Source organism: Ruegeria sp. BJ3, from assembly GCF_056535665.1.
In genome coordinates this window covers 1,933,053-1,950,447 of the sequence record NZ_JBQFIT010000001.1, presented here as the reverse complement: position 1 = coordinate 1,950,447, position 17,395 = coordinate 1,933,053, and the positions used below count along the sequence as shown (strand labels likewise).

Sequence of the window (17,395 nt, the reverse complement as noted above, 5' to 3'; positions counted from 1 at the left end):
CCGAAACGCGGCGAATTTTATCCGCGCGGCATCTTCAACGTGACGTTGCGGCCGCCTTTCTGATAACGAAGCTCGCTGTCGCCGATCGCGACGACTTTGCCGCCGTCAATCCGATCTCCTACCTTCAGCTTCTTGTAACGACCGCTCGGTAGTCGGACCAAGGCACGCCGATTGGCGGGAGTACCGTAAACGCCGATCAGGTTCAGACGCCGCAGGTTCAATGCATTGTCAATCGTGGCCTGGCGCGCCACCGAGGCCCGGCTGGGTATCTTGGGGGCGACGGTTGTGGGTTTGAACGATCCCGCTTCATCGTCATCCGCCTTTGCTACTGCCGCTGTCGACCCCAGAGTGGCCGAGCCGGTTGTTGCTTTTCGGGCCGCCAGAGCGGCCACGGTCGACGGACGAACGCGGGGGCGAGGGACGCGCACCACGGCCAATGCGGTGGGCGTGCGGTCCACCGCCGCGCGTTCTTGGATAGACGCCGGCCTGGATTTCGGGCGAATGACCGCCAGCTCGTCCACCGTCCGGCCGCCCAACTGCCCACGCTCAAAGTTCTCTACCAGCGTTTCCGGGCGCAGGCGTGGGCGAAGGCCGGCCAGCCGTGTGTCGTCGTCTGTGGCGGTTGGGTCGGTTTCGAACCTGACCGGCACCTGGGGGGGAACCGACGACGGGCGGCCGAGGAACACAAGGATGCCGTCGGGGTTCAATGTCCCCTCAGGTGTCGGAGTGACAAGGCCGCGGTCATCCAGCTCGAAACGGCTGCCCGCGGCATTGGGCAGACCAACCGTAGCCACCGGCTCGTCGGTATCAAAGCTCTCTTCGGCAGGAAGCGCCACAGCATCCTGCGACAGCGCCGCGTGATCAACGGACGACAGGTATACGTCCTCGGGCACCTCGGGATCTGGCAGCGGCAGCGGATCGGGCGCGGTGATCGCCAGGCCAGAGGCTTCTTCGAAATCCTCGACACTTTCCGGATCGCGTTCGACCTGCTCAACGGGCGAGGGCGCAACATTCAATGCTTCCAGAATTGCCTGATCCGTCGGCGTCAATTCGGGGGGTGTGGGTGTCTCCGGCTCGACCAGGGGTGTGCTGGCTTCAAACGTCAGGTCTTCGTCGGCCAATGCCTCGGGGTCGGGCGTGCCCTCGGGCTCAGGAGCGACTTCTGCAAGTCCTTCAGCGTCGGTCTCGGTCAGCGGCGGGGCGGCGATAGAAACTGGCGCAGGTGCCGTTTCGACGATCGGCGCAGTCGCCACCGGGCTGCCGGTTTCGTCTGACCCCGACCAGATCAATGCGACAACGGCCAGCACGACGGCGCCCGCCGCAGCGGCACCAATGTAGCGAACCGGTATGCCGGAGCTTGATGCCGCAGCTGTCTGTGAGGCGGTTTCAGTCGCTTCTATCGGCGAAACGAATACGTCCGGCCGAGCCGGTTCAGCAATCGGATGTGCCTGGGGCGAGGGGGGCGGAGCGGGTTCCGATGCCTGCGAAGCCTGAGGCACGGGTTCTGCGTCCTCGGCCGGCGCGACAGCAGCTATCTCCTCGTCCGGTGGCTCGGGCGGCGGTGTGACGGATATCGCGCGCTCGGCAAACTCGAACTCTCCGGTACCTGTCCAAGGCGCATCGGGGGCCAGTGTTGCAGCGAACCGACCAGGCACGAACCCGTAGCGACTGGCAAAGGCTCGCGCCTCGTCTATCGTCTCTTTCGCCACGGCAGCGACCAGAAGATCCGACCCATCCACACGGAGGTCGTACATCAACTCGGCAATCTCGCAGCCCGTGGCCTGAGCCAATTCCGCCTCGACCACTTGCGTCACGTCGGAGTCGTCTGTGCTGGTGACCGTGAGGTAGCGCACGTGGTCCGAAGGAATCACGACCGTACAGCTCAGGTCATTGGCCAGCGCGAAACCTCGACCGCGAAGCTCGTTCAGCTGTTCGGAAAAATCCGGCGCGTCCAGTGATACGGTGCCGATGCCAAACCATTCGTCATCCGAATGGTGCAGCAGAGTGATCCCGTTATCAGAAAGAGACAGCGCAAAAGCGGGTTTCATTATTCAAGGGTGCCGTAATTGTCTGAACCAAAGCAAACGCCCTTGCGTCCGCGCACCGAGATTAAAGCAGGAACCCGCCGAGGGAAAGGAAAAGGCAAAATCTCCCCTTGTCCGGCGAAGGCTTGCCAACCCATCTTTGATCTCAGAAAACAGGAGAGATAACATTGAAGACATTTGCTTTTTTGGCGGCGGTATTGGCGGCGACAGTTGCTGTGGCCGCCCATGCGGAAGAACGTCGCATCCAGGTTTACGGAACCGGCACGGCCGAGGCCGCGCCGGATATGGCAACCATCACGGTGGGGGTGACAAATCAAGACGCGCAGGCTTCGGCAGCAATGCAGGCGACCTCGGACGCGGTTGCCACCGTCCTGAGCCGCCTGAGTGAGATGGGGATCGAATCGCGCGATCTGCAGACCCGCGATCTGTCCCTGTCCCCGGTCTGGTCCGGACGGGGCAACGCGGATGGCGAAGCACCTAGGATCACAGGATTCGTTGCGTCGAACCGTGTGTTCGTGCGGGTCAGAAATCTGGATGATCTGGGGCAGATCATGGATGCGGTCATTCAGGATGGCGCGAATGATTTTGGTGGTTTGACCTTCACGATTCAGGATCCAAAGCCACTTGAGGCGAAGGCGCGCGCTCAAGCCATCGCCGATGCTGGGGCCAAGGCCGAACAATTGGCTCAGGCCGCAGGTGTAACCTTGGGTTCAGTCGTGTCGATCAACGAACAGGACGGGGGCATTCGCCCAATGCCCCAGATGCGCGAGATGGCCATGGCCGATTCGGGCGGGGTCCCGGTCGCCGGTGGCGAGGTTTCGGTTTCGGTCACTGTGTCGATGGAGTTCGACATTTCCGAGTGACGTCAGCTTTCGCTGCGGGCCATCAGCGGTTCCCGTTGTTGGCCCGTGGCATCGAAATTCTCAGGTGACAGCCAAGTTTCGAACGCCTGCCGGATGCGTGGCCAGTCCGTATCGATGATCGAAAACCACGCCGTGTCGCGGTTGCGCCCCTTGTAATGGGTGGCCTGCCGAAATTCGCCTTCGAAGACAAAACCCAGCCGTTCGGCGGCCCGGCGCGACGGGGCATTCAGCGCATCGCATTTCCATTCGTACCGGCGATAGCCCAACTCGTCGAACACGCGGCACATCATCAGGAACATCGTCTCGGTCGCGACCGGAGTACGCTGCATCAGCGGCGAGAAATGGATGTGCCCCACCTCGATCGCCCCGGCATTGCGGTCGATACGCAGGTAGGATGCCATCCCGACGGGCTGCCCGCCCTGGTCCAGAACCGCGTGGAACAGCGGATCGTCCGACGTGCAGGTTTGGGCCAGCCAAGCGGCGAACTCGGCAAGCGAGTCGAACGGGCCGTAGGGCAGGTAGGTCCAGTTTCGGCCGTCGGTATCGGCGGCAAACGCCCGGAACAGGCCGAGCGCATGCGCATTCACATCCAAGGGCACCACGCAGCAGAACCGCCCCTGCATGGGCGCGCGCGGTGGGGCCGGGCGCGGGAAATCCCCCGCAACCGGCAGGCCCACGGGCTGCCCCAACGCGTTGATCCGGTGCCCTGGCATTTCGGCCTAGGCACAAGCCTTGGACAGCGCCTGATCGAGATCGGCGATCAGGTCGTCGGCATCCTCGATCCCGATCGAGACCCGCACCACGTTCGGCCCGGCGCCGGCAGCCTCTTGCTGTTCGGGGGTCAACTGCCGGTGCGTGGTCGAGGCCGAATGGATGATCAGGGACCGCGCATCGCCCAGGTTGGCGACGTGGCTGAAGATTTCCAGCGCGTTCACCAGCTTGACGCAGGCGTCATAGCCGCCCTTGACCGCAAAGGTGAACAGGGCGCCGGCGCCTTTGCGGTAATGCTTCTTGACCCGGTCGTGATAGGGCGACGAGGGCAGGCCCGCATAGGTCACATAGTCCACGCGGTCGTCTTTCTCGAGCCAGGCGGCGATCTTTTCGGCGTTTTCGACATGGCGCTGCATGCGCAGGCTGAGCGTCTCGATCCCCATCAGCGTATAATGCGCTGCCTGCGGGTTCATCGTCATTCCCAGGTCGCGCAGGCCAACGGCGATACCGTGGAAGGTGAAGGCCAGCGGGCCGAAGGTTTCGTGGAACTTGAGGCCGTGATAGGCAGGCTCAGGCGCGCTGAGCGAGGGGAACTTGTCATTGGCGGACCAGTCGAACTTGCCCGAATCCACGATGCAGCCGCCGGTGACCGTGCCGTTGCCGGTCAGGTACTTGGTGGTCGAATGCACGACCAGCGTGGCGCCATGCTCGATCGGGCGGCACAGATAGGGCGTGGCCGAGGTGTTGTCGACGATCAGCGGAATGCCGGCGGCGTCGGCCACATCGGCCAGCGCACGGATATCGGTGACGTAACCGCCCGGATTGGCGATGGACTCGCAGAACACCGCGCGGGTGTCGTCGTCGATGGCGGCCTTAACCGCATCCAGATCATCGGTATCGACGAATTTGGCCGTCCAGCCAAAGCGTTTGATGGTCTGGCTGAACTGCGTGACCGTCCCGCCATACAGCCGGGTCGAAGCGACCACGTTGCAGCCCGGCCCCATCAGCGGGAACAGCGCCATGATCTGCGCCGCGTGCCCCGAAGAGCAGCACACCGCGCCAACGCCACCTTCCAGCGTCGCCACCCGTTCCTGAAGGACCGCAACGGTGGGGTTAGTCAGGCGCGAATAGATATAGCCGACCTCTTGCAGGTTGAACAAAGCGGCCGCGTGATCGGCATCGCGGAACACATAGGCAGTGGTCTGATAGATCGGGGTCTGGCGCGCGCCGGTCGCCGGATCGGGGCGGGCGCCCGCGTGAATTTGCAGCGTATCAAAACCATAGGTGGGGCCGTCGGACATCCGTCACTCTCCTGTTGGGTATATGCGTTGCAGAATCTCTAGGCGATTGCCGGGCCCGGCACAATGTCCGCGTCAGCGCAGCCACAGCCCCTTGTTCTTGATGACCTTGCGGATGGCTTGCTCGCGCTGGGGCAGGTTGTCCCGGTCGAACATGGCGCGGATCTTGGCGCCCTTGCCCTGATAGACCAGCCGTTTCAGCGGGTCGTAGTTCTTAAGCACCTTTTTGACCTTGTTGGGCGCGGCAACGGTTTCCAGCACCTCGACCACCCGGTCGCTTTCGCGGGCATAGAGCAGCGGAAACAGGCGATAGTGGCAACTGACCGAGCCATCCAGCAGGCCCTCGGGCAGAACATCGCGCCCGCCGCCAAGCGCGTGGATGACCAGCGGCAGCGCCGCCTGGTCCAGCCAGGGGTCCAGGTTCTGGCCGGTCAGGGCTGGGATCTCTCCATCACGGATGGTGCGGGCATAGTCCAGAAACCGTGCGCCGAATTGGCGGGGGCATTTGTAAAAGAAATAGCCCGCATTGAAATACAGATACCGCCGCCAGTATTCCGCCGGTTGGGTCGGGTCGATCGAGCTTTGGAAATCCAGCCCGAACCGGTCATAGAGCGCCCGCCAGATGCCGTCGAACCCCGGCCCGTACAGGGTTGGCTTGGGCCAGGTGCCCTCGACCTTCTGCGACGCGCCGGGCCGGTCGAATTCGAACGGCACCGCGGCCAGGTCGCCGGTGATCAACGTGTCGGTGTCGAAGAACACGAAGGGCTCACCCTCGGGCAGGGCGGCCAGCGCCTCGATCTTGTTGCCGTAGGGATAGCTTTGGCCGAACACCTCGGACGAAAAGGGCAGGATCTCGGCATCGAGCTGTTTCAGCGCCTTCAGAACATCCTCGTTGCGGATGCTCGGGTCCTGGCTCCAGCGCGGGCCGGGTTGCGGAACGCCAACGAACAGGCGGCCCGAGAACCCGGGCGAACAATGGCGCAGCGAGGCGGCGAACAGGACGGCTTCGTATTGCAGGCGGTTGTTCTGCCCGATGATCAGGATGTTGAATTTCTGCCGGTCTGCCTGCATCTGCGCCTTCCGTTCGGGGCGCTTGCCCGCCCCTTGCCGTTGGTTTCGACCTACAGCATCGCTGAACCTGCGTCAAAACCGTTAACGCCGCGTGTTTGAAATCCGGCCCGGCACGCCCATGTTGATGGAGAAGACCAGACAGGAGCGCGACATGCGGATCAATGCGGATTTCACCCAACGGGTGGCGGTTCACTTCGACCAGACCGAGTGGGTGGCCTCGCCCGCCGCAGGGGTCGAGCGCAAGATGCTGGACCGGATCGGCGACGAGGTGGCGCGCGCCACGACCATCGTGCGCTTTGCGCCCGGCAGCGCCTTTGCCGCCCACACCCATGACGGGGGCGAGGAATACCTGGTTTTGGACGGCGTGTTTCAGGACGAGACCGGAGATTTCCCGGTGGGGAGCTATGCCCGCAACCCGCCGACCTCGTCGCATACGCCATCGGCCAGCCAAGGCGCGACGATCCTGGTCAAACTGCATCAATTCGACCCGAGTGACCGCACCACCGTGCGCCGCTCGATCAACGGTGCCGACCATGTGCCGCTGTTCAAGGACGACCACGAAACGGTCGAAATGCGCAGTTGGCCGTCCGGTCAGGTCGTGCCGATTGACGCACACGGTGGGGCCGAGGTCTTTGTGATCGAAGGCGGTTTCACCGAACAAGGCGAGGAATTCGCGCGATGGGATTGGCTGCGGCTGCCGCCCGGAACGCGCACTGAATTGCGGGCAGGACCGGATGGCGCCCGCGTCTGGATGAAGTCAGGTCACCTGTCCGGCATGGTCTGAGGCCGGTTTCGCCTGAAAAAAGGGCAAATGCCACCAAAAAACCGGGTCATTCGGCCCGGTTTTCGCTTTTTTGACCAATTGGCAAATTTTACCAATTGATAAAATTTTTGTTTGTGGCAAGCTGGTCTCAATAACAAACATATCTACAGGGAGTAGAGTGATGGCACAGGGCCAGATGGCACCCGGCATCGTCGCCGGGCGGCTTTCCAGCGATGAGCTGACCTCGAATTTCACCGATCTGCATCCGCCTCTGGCGCCGCACGAGGCTGCTGTGGCCGCCGATCGGTGTTATTTCTGCTATGACGCGCCGTGCGTGACGGCCTGTCCGACCGATATCGATATTCCGCTGTTCATCCGGCAGATTCAGGCCGGGCAACCGGAATCGGCGGCGAAAACGATCCTCGATCAGAACATCCTGGGCGGCATGTGCGCCCGTGTGTGTCCGACCGAAACGCTGTGCGAGGAAGCCTGCGTGCGCGAAACGGCCGAGGGCAAGCCGGTCGAGATCGGGCGCTTGCAGCGGTATGCGACCGACACGCTGATGCAGGCCGGTGTGCATCCGTTCACGCGCGCGGCCCGCACCGGCAAGACCGTCGCCGTGATTGGGGCAGGGCCGGCGGGGCTGGCCTGTGCGCATCGGTTGGCGATGCTGGGCCATGACGTGGTGATCCATGAGGCGAAACCCAAACCCGGCGGGCTGAACGAATACGGGATCGCCGCATACAAAGCGACCAATGACTTTGCCCAGGCCGAGGTGGACTGGCTGCTGAAGATCGGCGGCATCGCGATTGAAACCGGATCGGTTCTGGGCGACACGATCTCGTTGGACGGATTGTTGGAGGCCTACGACGCTGTCTTCCTGTCAATCGGCCTTGCGGGCGTCAACGCTTTGCGCGCGCAAGGGTCGGACAAGGACGGCGTCAGGAACGCTGTCGACTTCATCGCAGATGTTCGGCAAGCATCCGATTTGGCAAAACTGCCGGTAGGCCGAAATGTGGTGATTATCGGCGGTGGAATGACGGCCGTGGATGCCGCGGTGAAATCCAAGCTGCTGGGGGCCGAACATGTGACCATCGCCTATCGCCGCGGCCGCGACGCAATGGGTGCCAGCCGCTACGAACAGGATCTGGCCGCATCGCACGGCGTCCGAATTCTGTGCAACGTCCAGCCCGTCGCCATCCATGGCAACGGAGCGGCGGCCGAGATCGAATTGGAGTATACTGCCACCGTAGATGGCACGTTGACCGGCACGGGCGAAACCATTCGCCTGCCTGCGGATCAGGTTCTGAAGGCGATCGGTCAGACCTTGGATGGTGCGCCGGAAGGTTTGGAACTCGACGGCAACAAGATCGCCGTTGACGCAACCGGGCGCACCTCGGTTCCGGGGGTCTGGGCCGGCGGAGACTGTGCTGCGGGTGGCGAGGATCTGACCGTGACCGCCGTGGCCGAGGGCCGCGATGCCGCGATGGACATTCACGCCAACCTGAGCGCCTGAGCCAGGCGTCGGCGCGTGAATATGTGTGACAGGACGAAGATGCATCTTCGCATCAGGGAGGCCGGATAAATGGCTGATTTAAAAACGAACTTTCTGGGCATCGAAAGCCCCAACCCCTATTGGCTGGCCTCGGCGCCGCCGACCGACAAGGAATACAACGTCCGCCGTGCCTTCGAGGCCGGATGGGGCGGCGTCGTGTGGAAAACGCTGGGCTCGGAAGGCCCGCCGGTGGTCAACGTGAACGGCCCCCGGTACGGGGCGATCTACGGGGCCGACCGGCGTCTGCTGGGCCTCAACAACATCGAACTGATCACCGACCGGCCGCTCGAGGTGAACCTCGAGGAGATGGCCCGCGTCAAGGCGGATTACCCGGATCGCGCACTGATCGCCTCGATCATGGTGCCGTGCGAGGAAGAGGCGTGGAAAGCCATCCTGCCGCGCGTGGCCGAAACCGGCGCTGACGGGATCGAGCTGAACTTCGGCTGCCCGCATGGGATGAGCGAGCGCGGCATGGGCTCGGCCGTGGGGCAGGTGCCCGAATACATCGAAATGGTCACCCGCTGGTGCAAGAAATACTATGACCGCCCGGTGATCGTGAAGCTGACGCCCAACATCACCGACATTCGCAAGCCGGCGGCTGCGGCGCGGAATGGCGGGGCCGATGCGGTGTCGCTGATCAACACGATCAACTCGATCACCAGCGTCAATCTGGACACATTCAGCCCCGAACCCTCGATCGACGGCAAGGGCAGCCATGGCGGCTATTGCGGCCCAGCGGTCAAGCCCATCGCCCTGTCGATGGTGTCCGAGATCGCCCGCGCCGAGGCGACCCAAGGCCTGCCGATCTCGGGCATCGGCGGAGTGACCACATGGCGCGACGCGGCCGAGTTCATGGCGCTGGGCTGCGGCACGGTGCAGGTATGCACCGCGGCGATGACCTATGGGTTCAAGATCATCGACGAACTGACGGCGGGCCTGTCGCAGTGGATGGACGAGAAGGGCTATTCCAACGTCTCCGAGATCGTCGGGCGGGCCGTTCCGAACGTGACCGACTGGCAGTATCTGAACCTGAACTACGTCGCCAAGGCCAAGATCGATCAGGATCAGTGCATCAAGTGCGGCCGTTGCTATGCGGCCTGTGAGGACACCAGCCACCAGGCCATTTCCATGTCGCCCGACCGCGTGTTCGAGGTGATCGACGAGGAATGCGTGGCCTGCAACCTATGCGTGGATGTCTGCCCGGTCGAGGGCTGCATCTCGATGGTTCCGATGGCGGCGGGCGAGGTCGATCCGCGCACCGGCAAGGTGGTTCAGCCGGACTATGCCAACTGGACGACCCACCCGAACAACCCGATGGCCAAGGCCGCCGAGTGACCGGCGTCAGATCACCAAAAGGGGCCGCGCTGCGGCCCTTTTTTCATGGGGTCAGTAGTTTTCGGTACAGGGTATCGATGAAGGGCGCGGCCCCTTCGAACGGGTCTTCGTCGCCTAGGATCGCGCGCACCTGAACATCGAAATCCGCATAGTGCTGGGTCAGCGCCCAGATCGAAAAGATCAGGTGATGTGGGTGCAGGCGGGCGATTTTGCCCTGGTCCATCCAGTGCGTCAGAACGGCTGCCTTCTGATCGACCAGCGCCTTTAGATCGTTCGACAGGGCGTCATGGATGCGGGGCGCGCCCTGCACCAACTCATTCGCGAACAGGCGGCTTTCGCGCGGCAACTCGCGGCTCATCTGCAGCTTGCGCTTTATGTACGAGAGGATCTCCTCCATCGGCTCGCCGTTTTCGTCAAGGTCGTGCAGCGGCGCCAGCCAGGTGTCCAGCAGGCCGGACAGAAGCGCGGTGTGGATCGCCTCTTTGGACGGGAAATAATACAGAAGGTTCGGCTTGCTCAGCCCGGCCTCGGCCGCGATCTGATCGACGGTCGCCCCGCGAAAGCCGTGGGCCGAGAACACGTTCAGCGCGGCCTCGAGAATCGCGGCGCGGTTCTTTTTCTGAATTCGGGTCGGGGCGCGGTCTTTGGGCATGTATGCAGGGCGTCTCTTTTTCGAACAAGCAGGTGTTGAATATGCCGATTTTTGCATCGGCGCGATGCAATTTCTTGACTGAAGTCGAACCCGTGATAGCGTGAGTTTGACCAGATGGTCAAATCAAGACACCAAAAGCGAGCCAAATCGCAAGCAACAGGGAAGACGAACATGGCAGCTCCGGCGCAGAATCTCAGGATCAATGGCGACAGGTTGTGGGACAGCCTGATGGAGATGGCCAAGATTGGCCCGGGCGTTGCCGGCGGCAACAACCGCCAGACCCTGACCGACGAAGATGCCGAGGGCCGCGCGCTGTTCCAGAAATGGTGCGAAGAGGCCGGCTGCATCATGGGTCTTGACCAGATGGGCAACATGTTCGCCATGCGCCCCGGCACCGACCCCGATGCGCTGCCGGTCTATGTCGGCTCGCACCTCGATACGCAGCCGACGGGCGGCAAGTATGACGGGGTGCTGGGGGTTCTGGGCGGGCTTGAGATCATCCGCACCCTGAACGATCTGGGCATCAAGACCAAACACCCGATCGTGGCCACCAACTGGACCAACGAAGAGGGCACGCGCTTTGCCCCGGCCATGCTGGCCTCGGGCGTGTTCGCGGGGATGCACACGCAGGACTGGGCTTATGACCGCGAGGACGCCGAGGGGAAGAAGTTCGGCGACGAATTGCAGCGCATCGGCTGGCGCGGCGACGAAGAAGTCGGGGCCCGCAAGATGCATGCCTTCTTTGAACTGCATATCGAACAAGGCCCGATCCTCGAGGCAGAGGGCAAGGATATCGGCGTCGTCACCCATGGGCAGGGCCTCAGCTGGACCCAGGTGACCGTGACCGGCAAGGACGCGCATACCGGCTCGACCCCGATGCCGATGCGCAAGAATGCCGGGCTGGCGATGGCGCGCATTCTCGAAAAGGTGGACGAGATTGCCTGGTCGCACGCGCCCCATGCCGTGGGGGCTGCCGGGCATATCGACGTCTATCCGAACTCGCGCAACGTGATCCCGGGCAAGGTGGTGTTCACGGTCGATTTCCGCTCGCCCGAGTTGGACGTCATCAAGGACATGGAGAACCGCCTGCGCGTCGCCGCCGAGGACATCGTGGATGAGATGGGCCTGCAGGTCGAGTTCGAGAAGGTCGGCGGGTTCGACCCGGTGAAATTCGACGAAACCTGCGTCGCCGCCGTGCGCAACGCGGCCGAGCGGCTGGGCTATTCGCACACCAACATCATCTCGGGCGCGGGGCACGATGCCTGCTGGATCAACCGCGTGGCGCCGACCGCCATGGTGATGTGCCCCTGCGTGGATGGCCTGAGCCACAACGAGGCCGAGGAAATCAGCAAGGAATGGGCAACCGCAGGGGCGGATGTGCTGTTCCACGCGGTCGTCGAAACAGCCGAGATCGTGGAGTAGCCTTGGCCGCGCGCCCCCGAATCCGCCGAAAACCAACAGAGGCGCAACAGACGCGCCCGCAGGGAGTTGAACATGAGCACAGTCATCAAGAACGGAACCGTCGTCACTGCAGATCTGACCTACAAGGCCGACGTCAAGATCGAAGGCGGCGTGATCACCGAGATCGGGCCGGATCTGAAGGGGGACGAGCAACTGGACGCGACCGGCTGTTACGTCATGCCCGGCGGGATCGACCCGCATACACATCTGGAAATGCCGTTCATGGGAACCTATTCCAGCGATGACTTCGAAAGCGGCACCCGCGCGGCGCTGGCCGGCGGCACGACCATGGTGGTGGATTTCGCGCTGCCGAACCCGGGCGAGAGCCTGCTGGATGCGCTCAAGCGCTGGGACAACAAGTCGACCCGCGCCAATTGCGACTATTCCTTCCACATGGCCGTGACGTGGTGGGGCGAACAGGTGTTCGACGATCTGAAAACCGTGATCGAACAGCGGGGCATCAACACCTTCAAGCATTTCATGGCCTACAAGGGCGCACTGATGGTCAATGACGACGAGCTGTTTGCCTCGTTCAAGCGGCTGGCCGAGCTGGGCGGGATCGCGATGGTCCATGCCGAGAATGGCGACGTGGTGGCCGAGTTGCAGGCCAAGCTGCTGGCCGAAGGCAATACCGGCCCCGAGGCCCATGCCTATTCGCGCCCGCCGCAGGTCGAGGGCGAGGCCACCAACCGCGCCATCATGATCGCCGACATGGCCGGTGTGCCGCTCTATGTGGTGCACACCTCGTGCGAAGAGGCGCATGAGGCCATCCGCCGGGCTCGGATGCAGGGCAAGCGCGTCTGGGGTGAGCCGCTGATCCAGCACCTGACGCTGGACGACAGCGAATATGCGCATCCCGATTGGGACCACGCCGCGCGCCGGGTGATGAGCCCGCCGTTCCGCAACAAGCAGCACCAGGACAGCCTGTGGGCGGGGCTGCAGTCAGGCTCGCTGAGCGTCGTGGCCACCGATCACTGCGCCTTCACGACCGAGCAGAAGCGGTTCGGCGTGGGCGATTTCACCAAGATCCCGAACGGGACGGGCGGCCTTGAGGATCGGATGCCGATGCTGTGGACCCACGGCGTGGCGACCGGGCGGCTGACGCCGAACGAATTCGTGGCCGTGACCTCAACAAACATCGCCAAGATATTGAATTGCTATCCGAAAAAGGGTGCAGTTCTGGTGGGCGCTGATGCCGATCTGGTGGTGTGGGACCCGGACAAGACCAAGACCATCAGCGCGGCAACGCAGCAGTCGGCGATCGACTACAACGTGTTCGAGGGGCACGCGGTCAAGGGCCTGCCGCGCTTTACGCTGACCCGTGGACAGGTCGCGGTGCACGATGGCGAGATCCGAACGCAGGAAGGCCACGGCAAATTCGTCGCGCGCGAGGCCAACACCACCGTGAACAAAGCGCTGAGCACCTGGAAAGAGCTGACCGCCCCGCGCCCGGTTGAGAGGTCGGGCATCCCGGCGACGGGGGTGTGATGCTCGAAGGTTACCGAACGGGCAAAAAAGCCAAAACTTTAAGGCAGTAGGATGACATCGGAAAGCAATACCCAGCCCGTGATCGAGGCAAAGAACCTCGACCTGACCTTCCAAACCAATGATGGACCCGTGCACGCCCTCAAGGACGTGAACCTGGCGATCGACAAGGGCGAATTCGTCAGTTTCATCGGCCCTTCGGGCTGCGGCAAGACGACCTTTCTACGCTGTGTCGCTGCGCTGGAGACACCTACGGACGGCACGCTGACCGTCAACGGCATGACCCCGGACGAGGCCCGCCGGAACCGGGCCTACGGCTATGTATTTCAGGCGGCGGGCCTGTACCCATGGCGGACCATCGCCAAAAACATCAAACTGCCGCTTGAGATCATGGGATACTCGGCGCAGGAGCAGGAAGAACGTGTGAATAACGTTCTGGAACTTGTTGATCTTGCAGGGTTTGGTGGAAAATTCCCCTGGCAGCTTTCGGGTGGGATGCAACAACGGGCCAGCATCGCCCGGGCGCTGGCCTTCGACGCCGATATCCTGTTGATGGACGAGCCTTTCGGCGCACTGGACGAGATCGTGCGCGATCACCTGAACGAACAGCTTCTGGCGCTGTGGGCGCGCACCGGCAAGACGATCGGCTTCGTCACCCACTCGATCCCCGAGGCGGTGTATCTGAGCACCAAGATCGTCGTGATGAGCCCGCGCCCCGGGCGGATCACCGATGTGATCGACAGCCCTCTTCCCAAGGAACGGCCGCTGGACATCCGCGACACGCCCGAATTCATCGAGGTCGCGCACCGCGTGCGCGAAGGGCTGCGCGCCGGGCACGGGGACGATGTGTGATGGGCAGGAATGACATAAGACGCGCGACCGAGGCGGATGTGCCAGCCTGCGCGGCGGTGGTCTCGGCCTGGGTCTGCCAGACCGAGTGGATGACGGATGAACTGCCCCAACAGGAGTTGGAGGCGCTGATCGCGCAGGCCTTCCCGGACCGCGAGATGTGGGTCGTGGGCGACCCCGTCGATTGCTACATGTCGGTCGATCCCGCGGCGCAGAAGGTCGGCGCGCTGTATTGCCTGCGGACCGGGCAGGGCATCGGCAAGCGCCTGCTGGACCGGGCAAAACAGGGGCGCAGCTTTCTGTGGCTGACGGCCCATCAACCGAATGCCGCCGCGCAACGGTTCTATCGCCGCGAGGGCTTTGTCGAGACCGGGACCGAGGCCGCAACGCCGCCCGAGACCGTCCCCGTCGTGCGGATGGAGTGGCACGCATGAAGCAGCTTGTTGCCGTTCTGACCGTTCTGCTGGCCATCATCGTCATCTGGTACGCGGCCTGCATTCCGATGAACATCAAGGGCGTTCTAACTGAACAGGAACGGGCCGGGGCCGAAGTGGTTCCGCCCTCGGCCAAAGACCGCCGCGACATGGGGGAAATCGGTCTGGCGCTGCGCAACAGCTTTGCCGTTCCGGCGACCTGGGCGCAGGATCGGCCGCGTCTGCCCGCACCGCATCAGGTGGGCATCGAACTGTGGGAGACCACGGTTCAGAAGAAGATCACCTCGAAACGGTCATTGGTCTATCACGGCTGGGTGACGCTCAGCGCGACGATCTTGGGCTTTGCCATCGGCACGGGGCTGGGCATCCTGCTGGCGGTGGGGATCGTGCACAGTCGGGTGATGGACCTGTCGGTCATGCCCTGGGCCATCGTCAGCCAGACCATCCCCATCATCGCATTGGCGCCGATGATCATCGTGGTGCTGTATTCGATCGGCATTCAGGGGATCATCCCCAAGGCGGTGATCTCGGCCTATCTGAGCTTTTTCCCGGTGGTCGTCGGCATGGTCAAGGGCCTGCGCAGCCCCGATGCGATGCAGTTGGACCTGCTGCGCACCTACAATGCAAGCAACGGGCAGGCGTTCTGGAAACTGCGCCTGCCGGCCTCGATGCCCTATCTGTTCGCCTCTCTCAAGATCGGGATCGCCGCGTCGCTGGTGGGGGCCATCGTCGGCGAACTGCCGACCGGCGCCGTGGCGGGGCTGGGCGCGCGTCTGCTGGCCGGCAGCTACTATGGCCAAACGGTGCAGATCTGGTCGGCGCTGTTTGCCGCGGCCATTCTGGCGGCCTGTCTTGTGGGCCTGTTGGGCCTGATCGAGCGCGCGGTGTTGAAACGCATGGGGATGACGCAATGATGATGGTCGGTCTTGCAATCCTTTTGTGGTTGGCCGGTTGGTGGCTGAACACCCGCCTGGCCAGCGGACCTTATGCCGACACGCGGACGGTGCGCATTCTTGCTCCGCTGATCTTCGGCCTGACCGTCATCGGGGTTTGGGAAATGCTGGTGCGCGGGCTCGATGTGCCTCTGGTGATCCTGCCGGCGCCTTCGGTGATCTGGGACCGGTTCTGGGACAGCTTGCCGATCCTGTGGGCCGATTTCGTGCAGACCATCATCAAGGGCGCGCTCAGCGGCTATATCATCGGATGCGGCGCCGCCTTCCTGATGGCAATCGCCGTGGACCGGTGGGATTTCCTGCGCCTGGGCCTGCTGCCGGTGGGCAATTTCGTGGCCGCGCTGCCGATCGTGGGTACCGCGCCGATCCTTGTAATGTGGTTCGGGTTCGACTGGCATTCGAAGGCTGCTGTGGTCGTGGTGATGGTCTTTTTCCCGATGCTGGTGAACACGGTGGCCGGCCTGCGCGAGGCCACCGCAATGCAGCGCGACCTGATGGAGACCTATGCCGCAACCTATTGGCAGAGCTTTCTGAAGCTGCGGCTGCCCGCGGCCATGCCGTTTATTTTCAACGGGTTGAAAATTTCCACCACGCTGGCCCTGATCGGCGCTATCGTGGCAGAGTTCTTCGGCTCGCCCACCTTGGGCATGGGGTTCCGGATCTCGACCAGTGTCGGGCAATTGTCGCTGGACATGGTCTGGGCGGAAATCGTGGTCGCGGCACTGGCCGGGACCGCCTTCTACGGTCTGGTCGCCATGATCGAGAAATTGGTGACCTTCTGGCACCCGTCACAACGCAGTTAAGCGGAACAACAATTCAACAGACCCCGATAACGGGGCAGCACTAGCAACTAGGAGAAGATGAAGATGAACAAGCTACTGACCGGGGCCATAGCCGCCCTAGGATTCGCCGCAAGTTCGGCCTTTGCCGCAGACGAGGTGACGCTGCAATTGAAATGGGTCACCCAGGCCCAGTTCGCGGGCTACTACGTCGCAAAGGACAAGGGGTTTTACGAAGAAGAGGGGCTGGATGTCACCATCCTGCCCGGCGGCCCCGACATCGCGCCCACGCAGGTGATCGCGGGCGGTGGCGCTGATGTCACCGTGGAATGGATGCCCGCCGCGCTGGCCGCACGCGAAAAGGGCCTGCCGCTGGTCAACATTGCGCAGCCCTTCAAGAGCTCGGGCATGATGCTGACCTGCTGGAAGGACGCGGGCATTTCCTCGCCCGAGGACCTCAAGAACCGCACGCTGGGCGTCTGGTTCTTCGGCAATGAATTCCCGTTCATGAGCTGGATGAGCCAGCTGGGCATCGACACCGGCGGCAAGAGCGAGAACGGCGTCGAGGTTCTGAAGCAGGGCTTCAACGTCGACCCGCTGCTGCAGCGTCAGGCCGATTGCATCAGCACCATGACCTACAATGAATACTGGCAGGTGATCGACGCCGGCGTCAGCCCCGACGAACTGGTGACCTTCAAGTATGAAGACCAGGGCGTTGCCACGCTGGAAGATGGCCTGTACGTGCTTGAAGAAAACCTCAGCGATCCGGCCTTCGTCGACAAGATGGAACGCTTTGTGCGCGCTTCGATGAAAGGCTGGAAATACGCCGAGGAGAACCCGGACGAAGCCGCCGAAATCGTTCTGGAAAACGATGCGACCGGTGCCCAGACCGAGGAACACCAGAAGCGCATGATGGGCGAGATCGCCAAGCTGACCGCAGGTTCGAACGGCGCGTTGGATCCGGCTGATTTCGAGCGCACGGTGAACACGCTGCTGGCCGGTGGCTCGGACCCGGTGATTACCAAAAAGCCGGAAGGCGCGTGGACCAGCCAGATCACGGATGCAGCCCTGAACTGATTGGTTGTACCATGACAACAATTCAGCGCGGCCCCCTGTGGGCCGCGTTTGTTTTTGCGGATGT

Annotated in this window: 16 protein-coding genes; 11 read left to right on the top strand and 5 right to left on the bottom strand. The window is 63.0% G+C overall.

Features of this window, described 5'->3' with window-relative positions:
• Window positions 1-17: 17 nt before the first annotated feature.
• Window positions 18-2,048, bottom strand: a complete 2,031-nt coding sequence (locus tag ACR3EL_RS09770; protein WP_480721401.1) for a hypothetical protein — start codon at window positions 2,046-2,048, stop codon at window positions 18-20.
• 164 nt (window positions 2,049-2,212) lie between these two features.
• Here ACR3EL_RS09770 and ACR3EL_RS09765 point away from each other — a divergent pair, with 164 nt between their 5' ends.
• Entirely contained in the window at window positions 2,213-2,908 is a 696-nt protein-coding gene (locus ACR3EL_RS09765; protein ID WP_480721399.1) for an SIMPL domain-containing protein, read from the top strand.
• A gap of 2 nt (window positions 2,909-2,910) precedes the next feature.
• Here ACR3EL_RS09765 and ACR3EL_RS09760 read toward each other — a convergent pair whose 3' ends face one another.
• From ACR3EL_RS09760 to ACR3EL_RS09750, 3 genes are all read right to left on the bottom strand, one after another.
• Window positions 2,911-3,621, bottom strand: a complete 711-nt coding sequence (locus ACR3EL_RS09760) for a GNAT family N-acetyltransferase (protein WP_480721397.1) — start codon at window positions 3,619-3,621, stop codon at window positions 2,911-2,913.
• Between the two features lie 6 nt (window positions 3,622-3,627).
• A complete protein-coding gene (locus tag ACR3EL_RS09755) occupies window positions 3,628-4,920 on the bottom strand; it encodes an O-acetylhomoserine aminocarboxypropyltransferase/cysteine synthase family protein (RefSeq protein ID WP_170357542.1) in 1,293 nt (430 codons plus the stop codon).
• Between the two features lie 72 nt (window positions 4,921-4,992).
• Window positions 4,993-5,988: a hypothetical protein gene (locus ACR3EL_RS09750; protein ID WP_480721393.1), complete on the bottom strand. Its 996-nt coding sequence runs from the start codon at window positions 5,986-5,988 to the stop codon at window positions 4,993-4,995.
• Between the two features lie 151 nt (window positions 5,989-6,139).
• Between ACR3EL_RS09750 and ACR3EL_RS09745 the strand changes: the two genes are divergently transcribed.
• The 3 genes from ACR3EL_RS09745 to preA all read left to right on the top strand — a co-directional run bounded on the left by ACR3EL_RS09745 (window position 6,140) and on the right by preA (window position 9,641).
• A complete protein-coding gene (locus ACR3EL_RS09745; RefSeq protein ID WP_170339075.1) occupies window positions 6,140-6,772 on the top strand; it encodes a cupin domain-containing protein in 633 nt (210 codons plus the stop codon).
• 160 nt (window positions 6,773-6,932) lie between these two features.
• Entirely contained in the window at window positions 6,933-8,267 is a 1,335-nt protein-coding gene (locus ACR3EL_RS09740) for an NAD(P)-dependent oxidoreductase (RefSeq protein ID WP_170339073.1), read from the top strand.
• A 69-nt stretch (window positions 8,268-8,336) separates the two neighbouring features.
• Window positions 8,337-9,641 carry an NAD-dependent dihydropyrimidine dehydrogenase subunit PreA gene (gene preA, locus ACR3EL_RS09735; RefSeq protein WP_093961801.1) on the top strand — a complete coding sequence of 435 codons (1,305 nt, stop codon included), beginning with the start codon at window positions 8,337-8,339 and terminating at the stop codon, window positions 9,639-9,641.
• 43 nt (window positions 9,642-9,684) lie between these two features.
• Here the strand turns inward: preA and ACR3EL_RS09730 are convergent, their stop codons facing one another.
• Window positions 9,685-10,293, bottom strand: a complete 609-nt coding sequence (locus ACR3EL_RS09730; RefSeq protein WP_093961802.1) for a TetR family transcriptional regulator C-terminal domain-containing protein — start codon at window positions 10,291-10,293, stop codon at window positions 9,685-9,687.
• Window positions 10,294-10,464: 171 nt separating this feature from the next.
• Here ACR3EL_RS09730 and ACR3EL_RS09725 point away from each other — a divergent pair, with 171 nt between their 5' ends.
• The 7 genes from ACR3EL_RS09725 to ACR3EL_RS09695 all read left to right on the top strand — a co-directional run bounded on the left by ACR3EL_RS09725 (window position 10,465) and on the right by ACR3EL_RS09695 (window position 17,331).
• On the top strand, window positions 10,465-11,715 hold the full coding sequence (locus ACR3EL_RS09725; RefSeq protein ID WP_170508652.1) for a Zn-dependent hydrolase: 1,251 nt from the start codon (window positions 10,465-10,467) through the stop codon (window positions 11,713-11,715).
• A gap of 72 nt (window positions 11,716-11,787) precedes the next feature.
• Window positions 11,788-13,242 (top strand): dihydropyrimidinase, encoded by a 1,455-nt coding sequence (gene hydA, locus ACR3EL_RS09720; protein ID WP_170339070.1) that lies wholly within the window; start codon window positions 11,788-11,790, stop codon window positions 13,240-13,242.
• 51 nt (window positions 13,243-13,293) lie between these two features.
• Entirely contained in the window at window positions 13,294-14,091 is a 798-nt protein-coding gene (locus ACR3EL_RS09715) for an ABC transporter ATP-binding protein (RefSeq protein ID WP_222458169.1), read from the top strand.
• The gene (locus ACR3EL_RS09710; protein ID WP_480721388.1) at window positions 14,091-14,522 is read left to right on the top strand and encodes an N-acetyltransferase family protein; all 432 of its coding nucleotides are present in this window, start codon (window positions 14,091-14,093) and stop codon (window positions 14,520-14,522) included. Before ACR3EL_RS09715 ends, ACR3EL_RS09710 begins: the two co-directional genes overlap by 1 nt.
• Window positions 14,519-15,436 carry an ABC transporter permease gene (locus ACR3EL_RS09705; protein ID WP_170339065.1) on the top strand — a complete coding sequence of 306 codons (918 nt, stop codon included), beginning with the start codon at window positions 14,519-14,521 and terminating at the stop codon, window positions 15,434-15,436. Before ACR3EL_RS09710 ends, ACR3EL_RS09705 begins: the two co-directional genes overlap by 4 nt.
• Window positions 15,433-16,278, top strand: a complete 846-nt coding sequence (locus ACR3EL_RS09700; protein WP_170339063.1) for an ABC transporter permease — start codon at window positions 15,433-15,435, stop codon at window positions 16,276-16,278. The genes ACR3EL_RS09705 and ACR3EL_RS09700 overlap by 4 nt, the downstream gene beginning before the upstream one ends.
• Before the next feature lie 63 nt (window positions 16,279-16,341).
• A complete protein-coding gene (locus ACR3EL_RS09695) occupies window positions 16,342-17,331 on the top strand; it encodes an ABC transporter substrate-binding protein (RefSeq protein ID WP_093961809.1) in 990 nt (329 codons plus the stop codon).
• Window positions 17,332-17,395: the final 64 nt, after the last annotated feature.

Bases quoted from the DNA above. Each gene is read 5' to 3' on its own strand.
- ACR3EL_RS09770 (WP_480721401.1), bottom strand. From the start codon at position 2,048: ATGAAACCCGCTTTTGCGCTGTCTCTTTCTGATAACGGGATCACTCTG.
- ACR3EL_RS09725 (WP_170508652.1), top strand. From the start codon at position 10,465: ATGGCAGCTCCGGCGCAGAATCTCAGGATCAATGGCGACAGGTTGTGG.
- ACR3EL_RS09750 (WP_480721393.1), bottom strand. From the start codon at position 5,988: ATGCAGGCAGACCGGCAGAAATTCAACATCCTGATCATCGGGCAGAAC.
- ACR3EL_RS09710 (WP_480721388.1), top strand. From the start codon at position 14,091: ATGGGCAGGAATGACATAAGACGCGCGACCGAGGCGGATGTGCCAGCC.
- ACR3EL_RS09705 (WP_170339065.1), top strand. From the start codon at position 14,519: ATGAAGCAGCTTGTTGCCGTTCTGACCGTTCTGCTGGCCATCATCGTC.
- ACR3EL_RS09740 (WP_170339073.1), top strand. From the start codon at position 6,933: ATGGCACAGGGCCAGATGGCACCCGGCATCGTCGCCGGGCGGCTTTCC.
- ACR3EL_RS09715 (WP_222458169.1), top strand. From the start codon at position 13,294: ATGACATCGGAAAGCAATACCCAGCCCGTGATCGAGGCAAAGAACCTC.
- ACR3EL_RS09745 (WP_170339075.1), top strand. From the start codon at position 6,140: ATGCGGATCAATGCGGATTTCACCCAACGGGTGGCGGTTCACTTCGAC.
- ACR3EL_RS09695 (WP_093961809.1), top strand. From the start codon at position 16,342: ATGAACAAGCTACTGACCGGGGCCATAGCCGCCCTAGGATTCGCCGCA.
- ACR3EL_RS09755 (WP_170357542.1), bottom strand. From the start codon at position 4,920: ATGTCCGACGGCCCCACCTATGGTTTTGATACGCTGCAAATTCACGCG.
- ACR3EL_RS09760 (WP_480721397.1), bottom strand. From the start codon at position 3,621: ATGCCAGGGCACCGGATCAACGCGTTGGGGCAGCCCGTGGGCCTGCCG.
- preA (WP_093961801.1), top strand. From the start codon at position 8,337: ATGGCTGATTTAAAAACGAACTTTCTGGGCATCGAAAGCCCCAACCCC.
- hydA (WP_170339070.1), top strand. From the start codon at position 11,788: ATGAGCACAGTCATCAAGAACGGAACCGTCGTCACTGCAGATCTGACC.
- ACR3EL_RS09730 (WP_093961802.1), bottom strand. From the start codon at position 10,293: ATGCCCAAAGACCGCGCCCCGACCCGAATTCAGAAAAAGAACCGCGCC.
- ACR3EL_RS09700 (WP_170339063.1), top strand. From the start codon at position 15,433: ATGATGATGGTCGGTCTTGCAATCCTTTTGTGGTTGGCCGGTTGGTGG.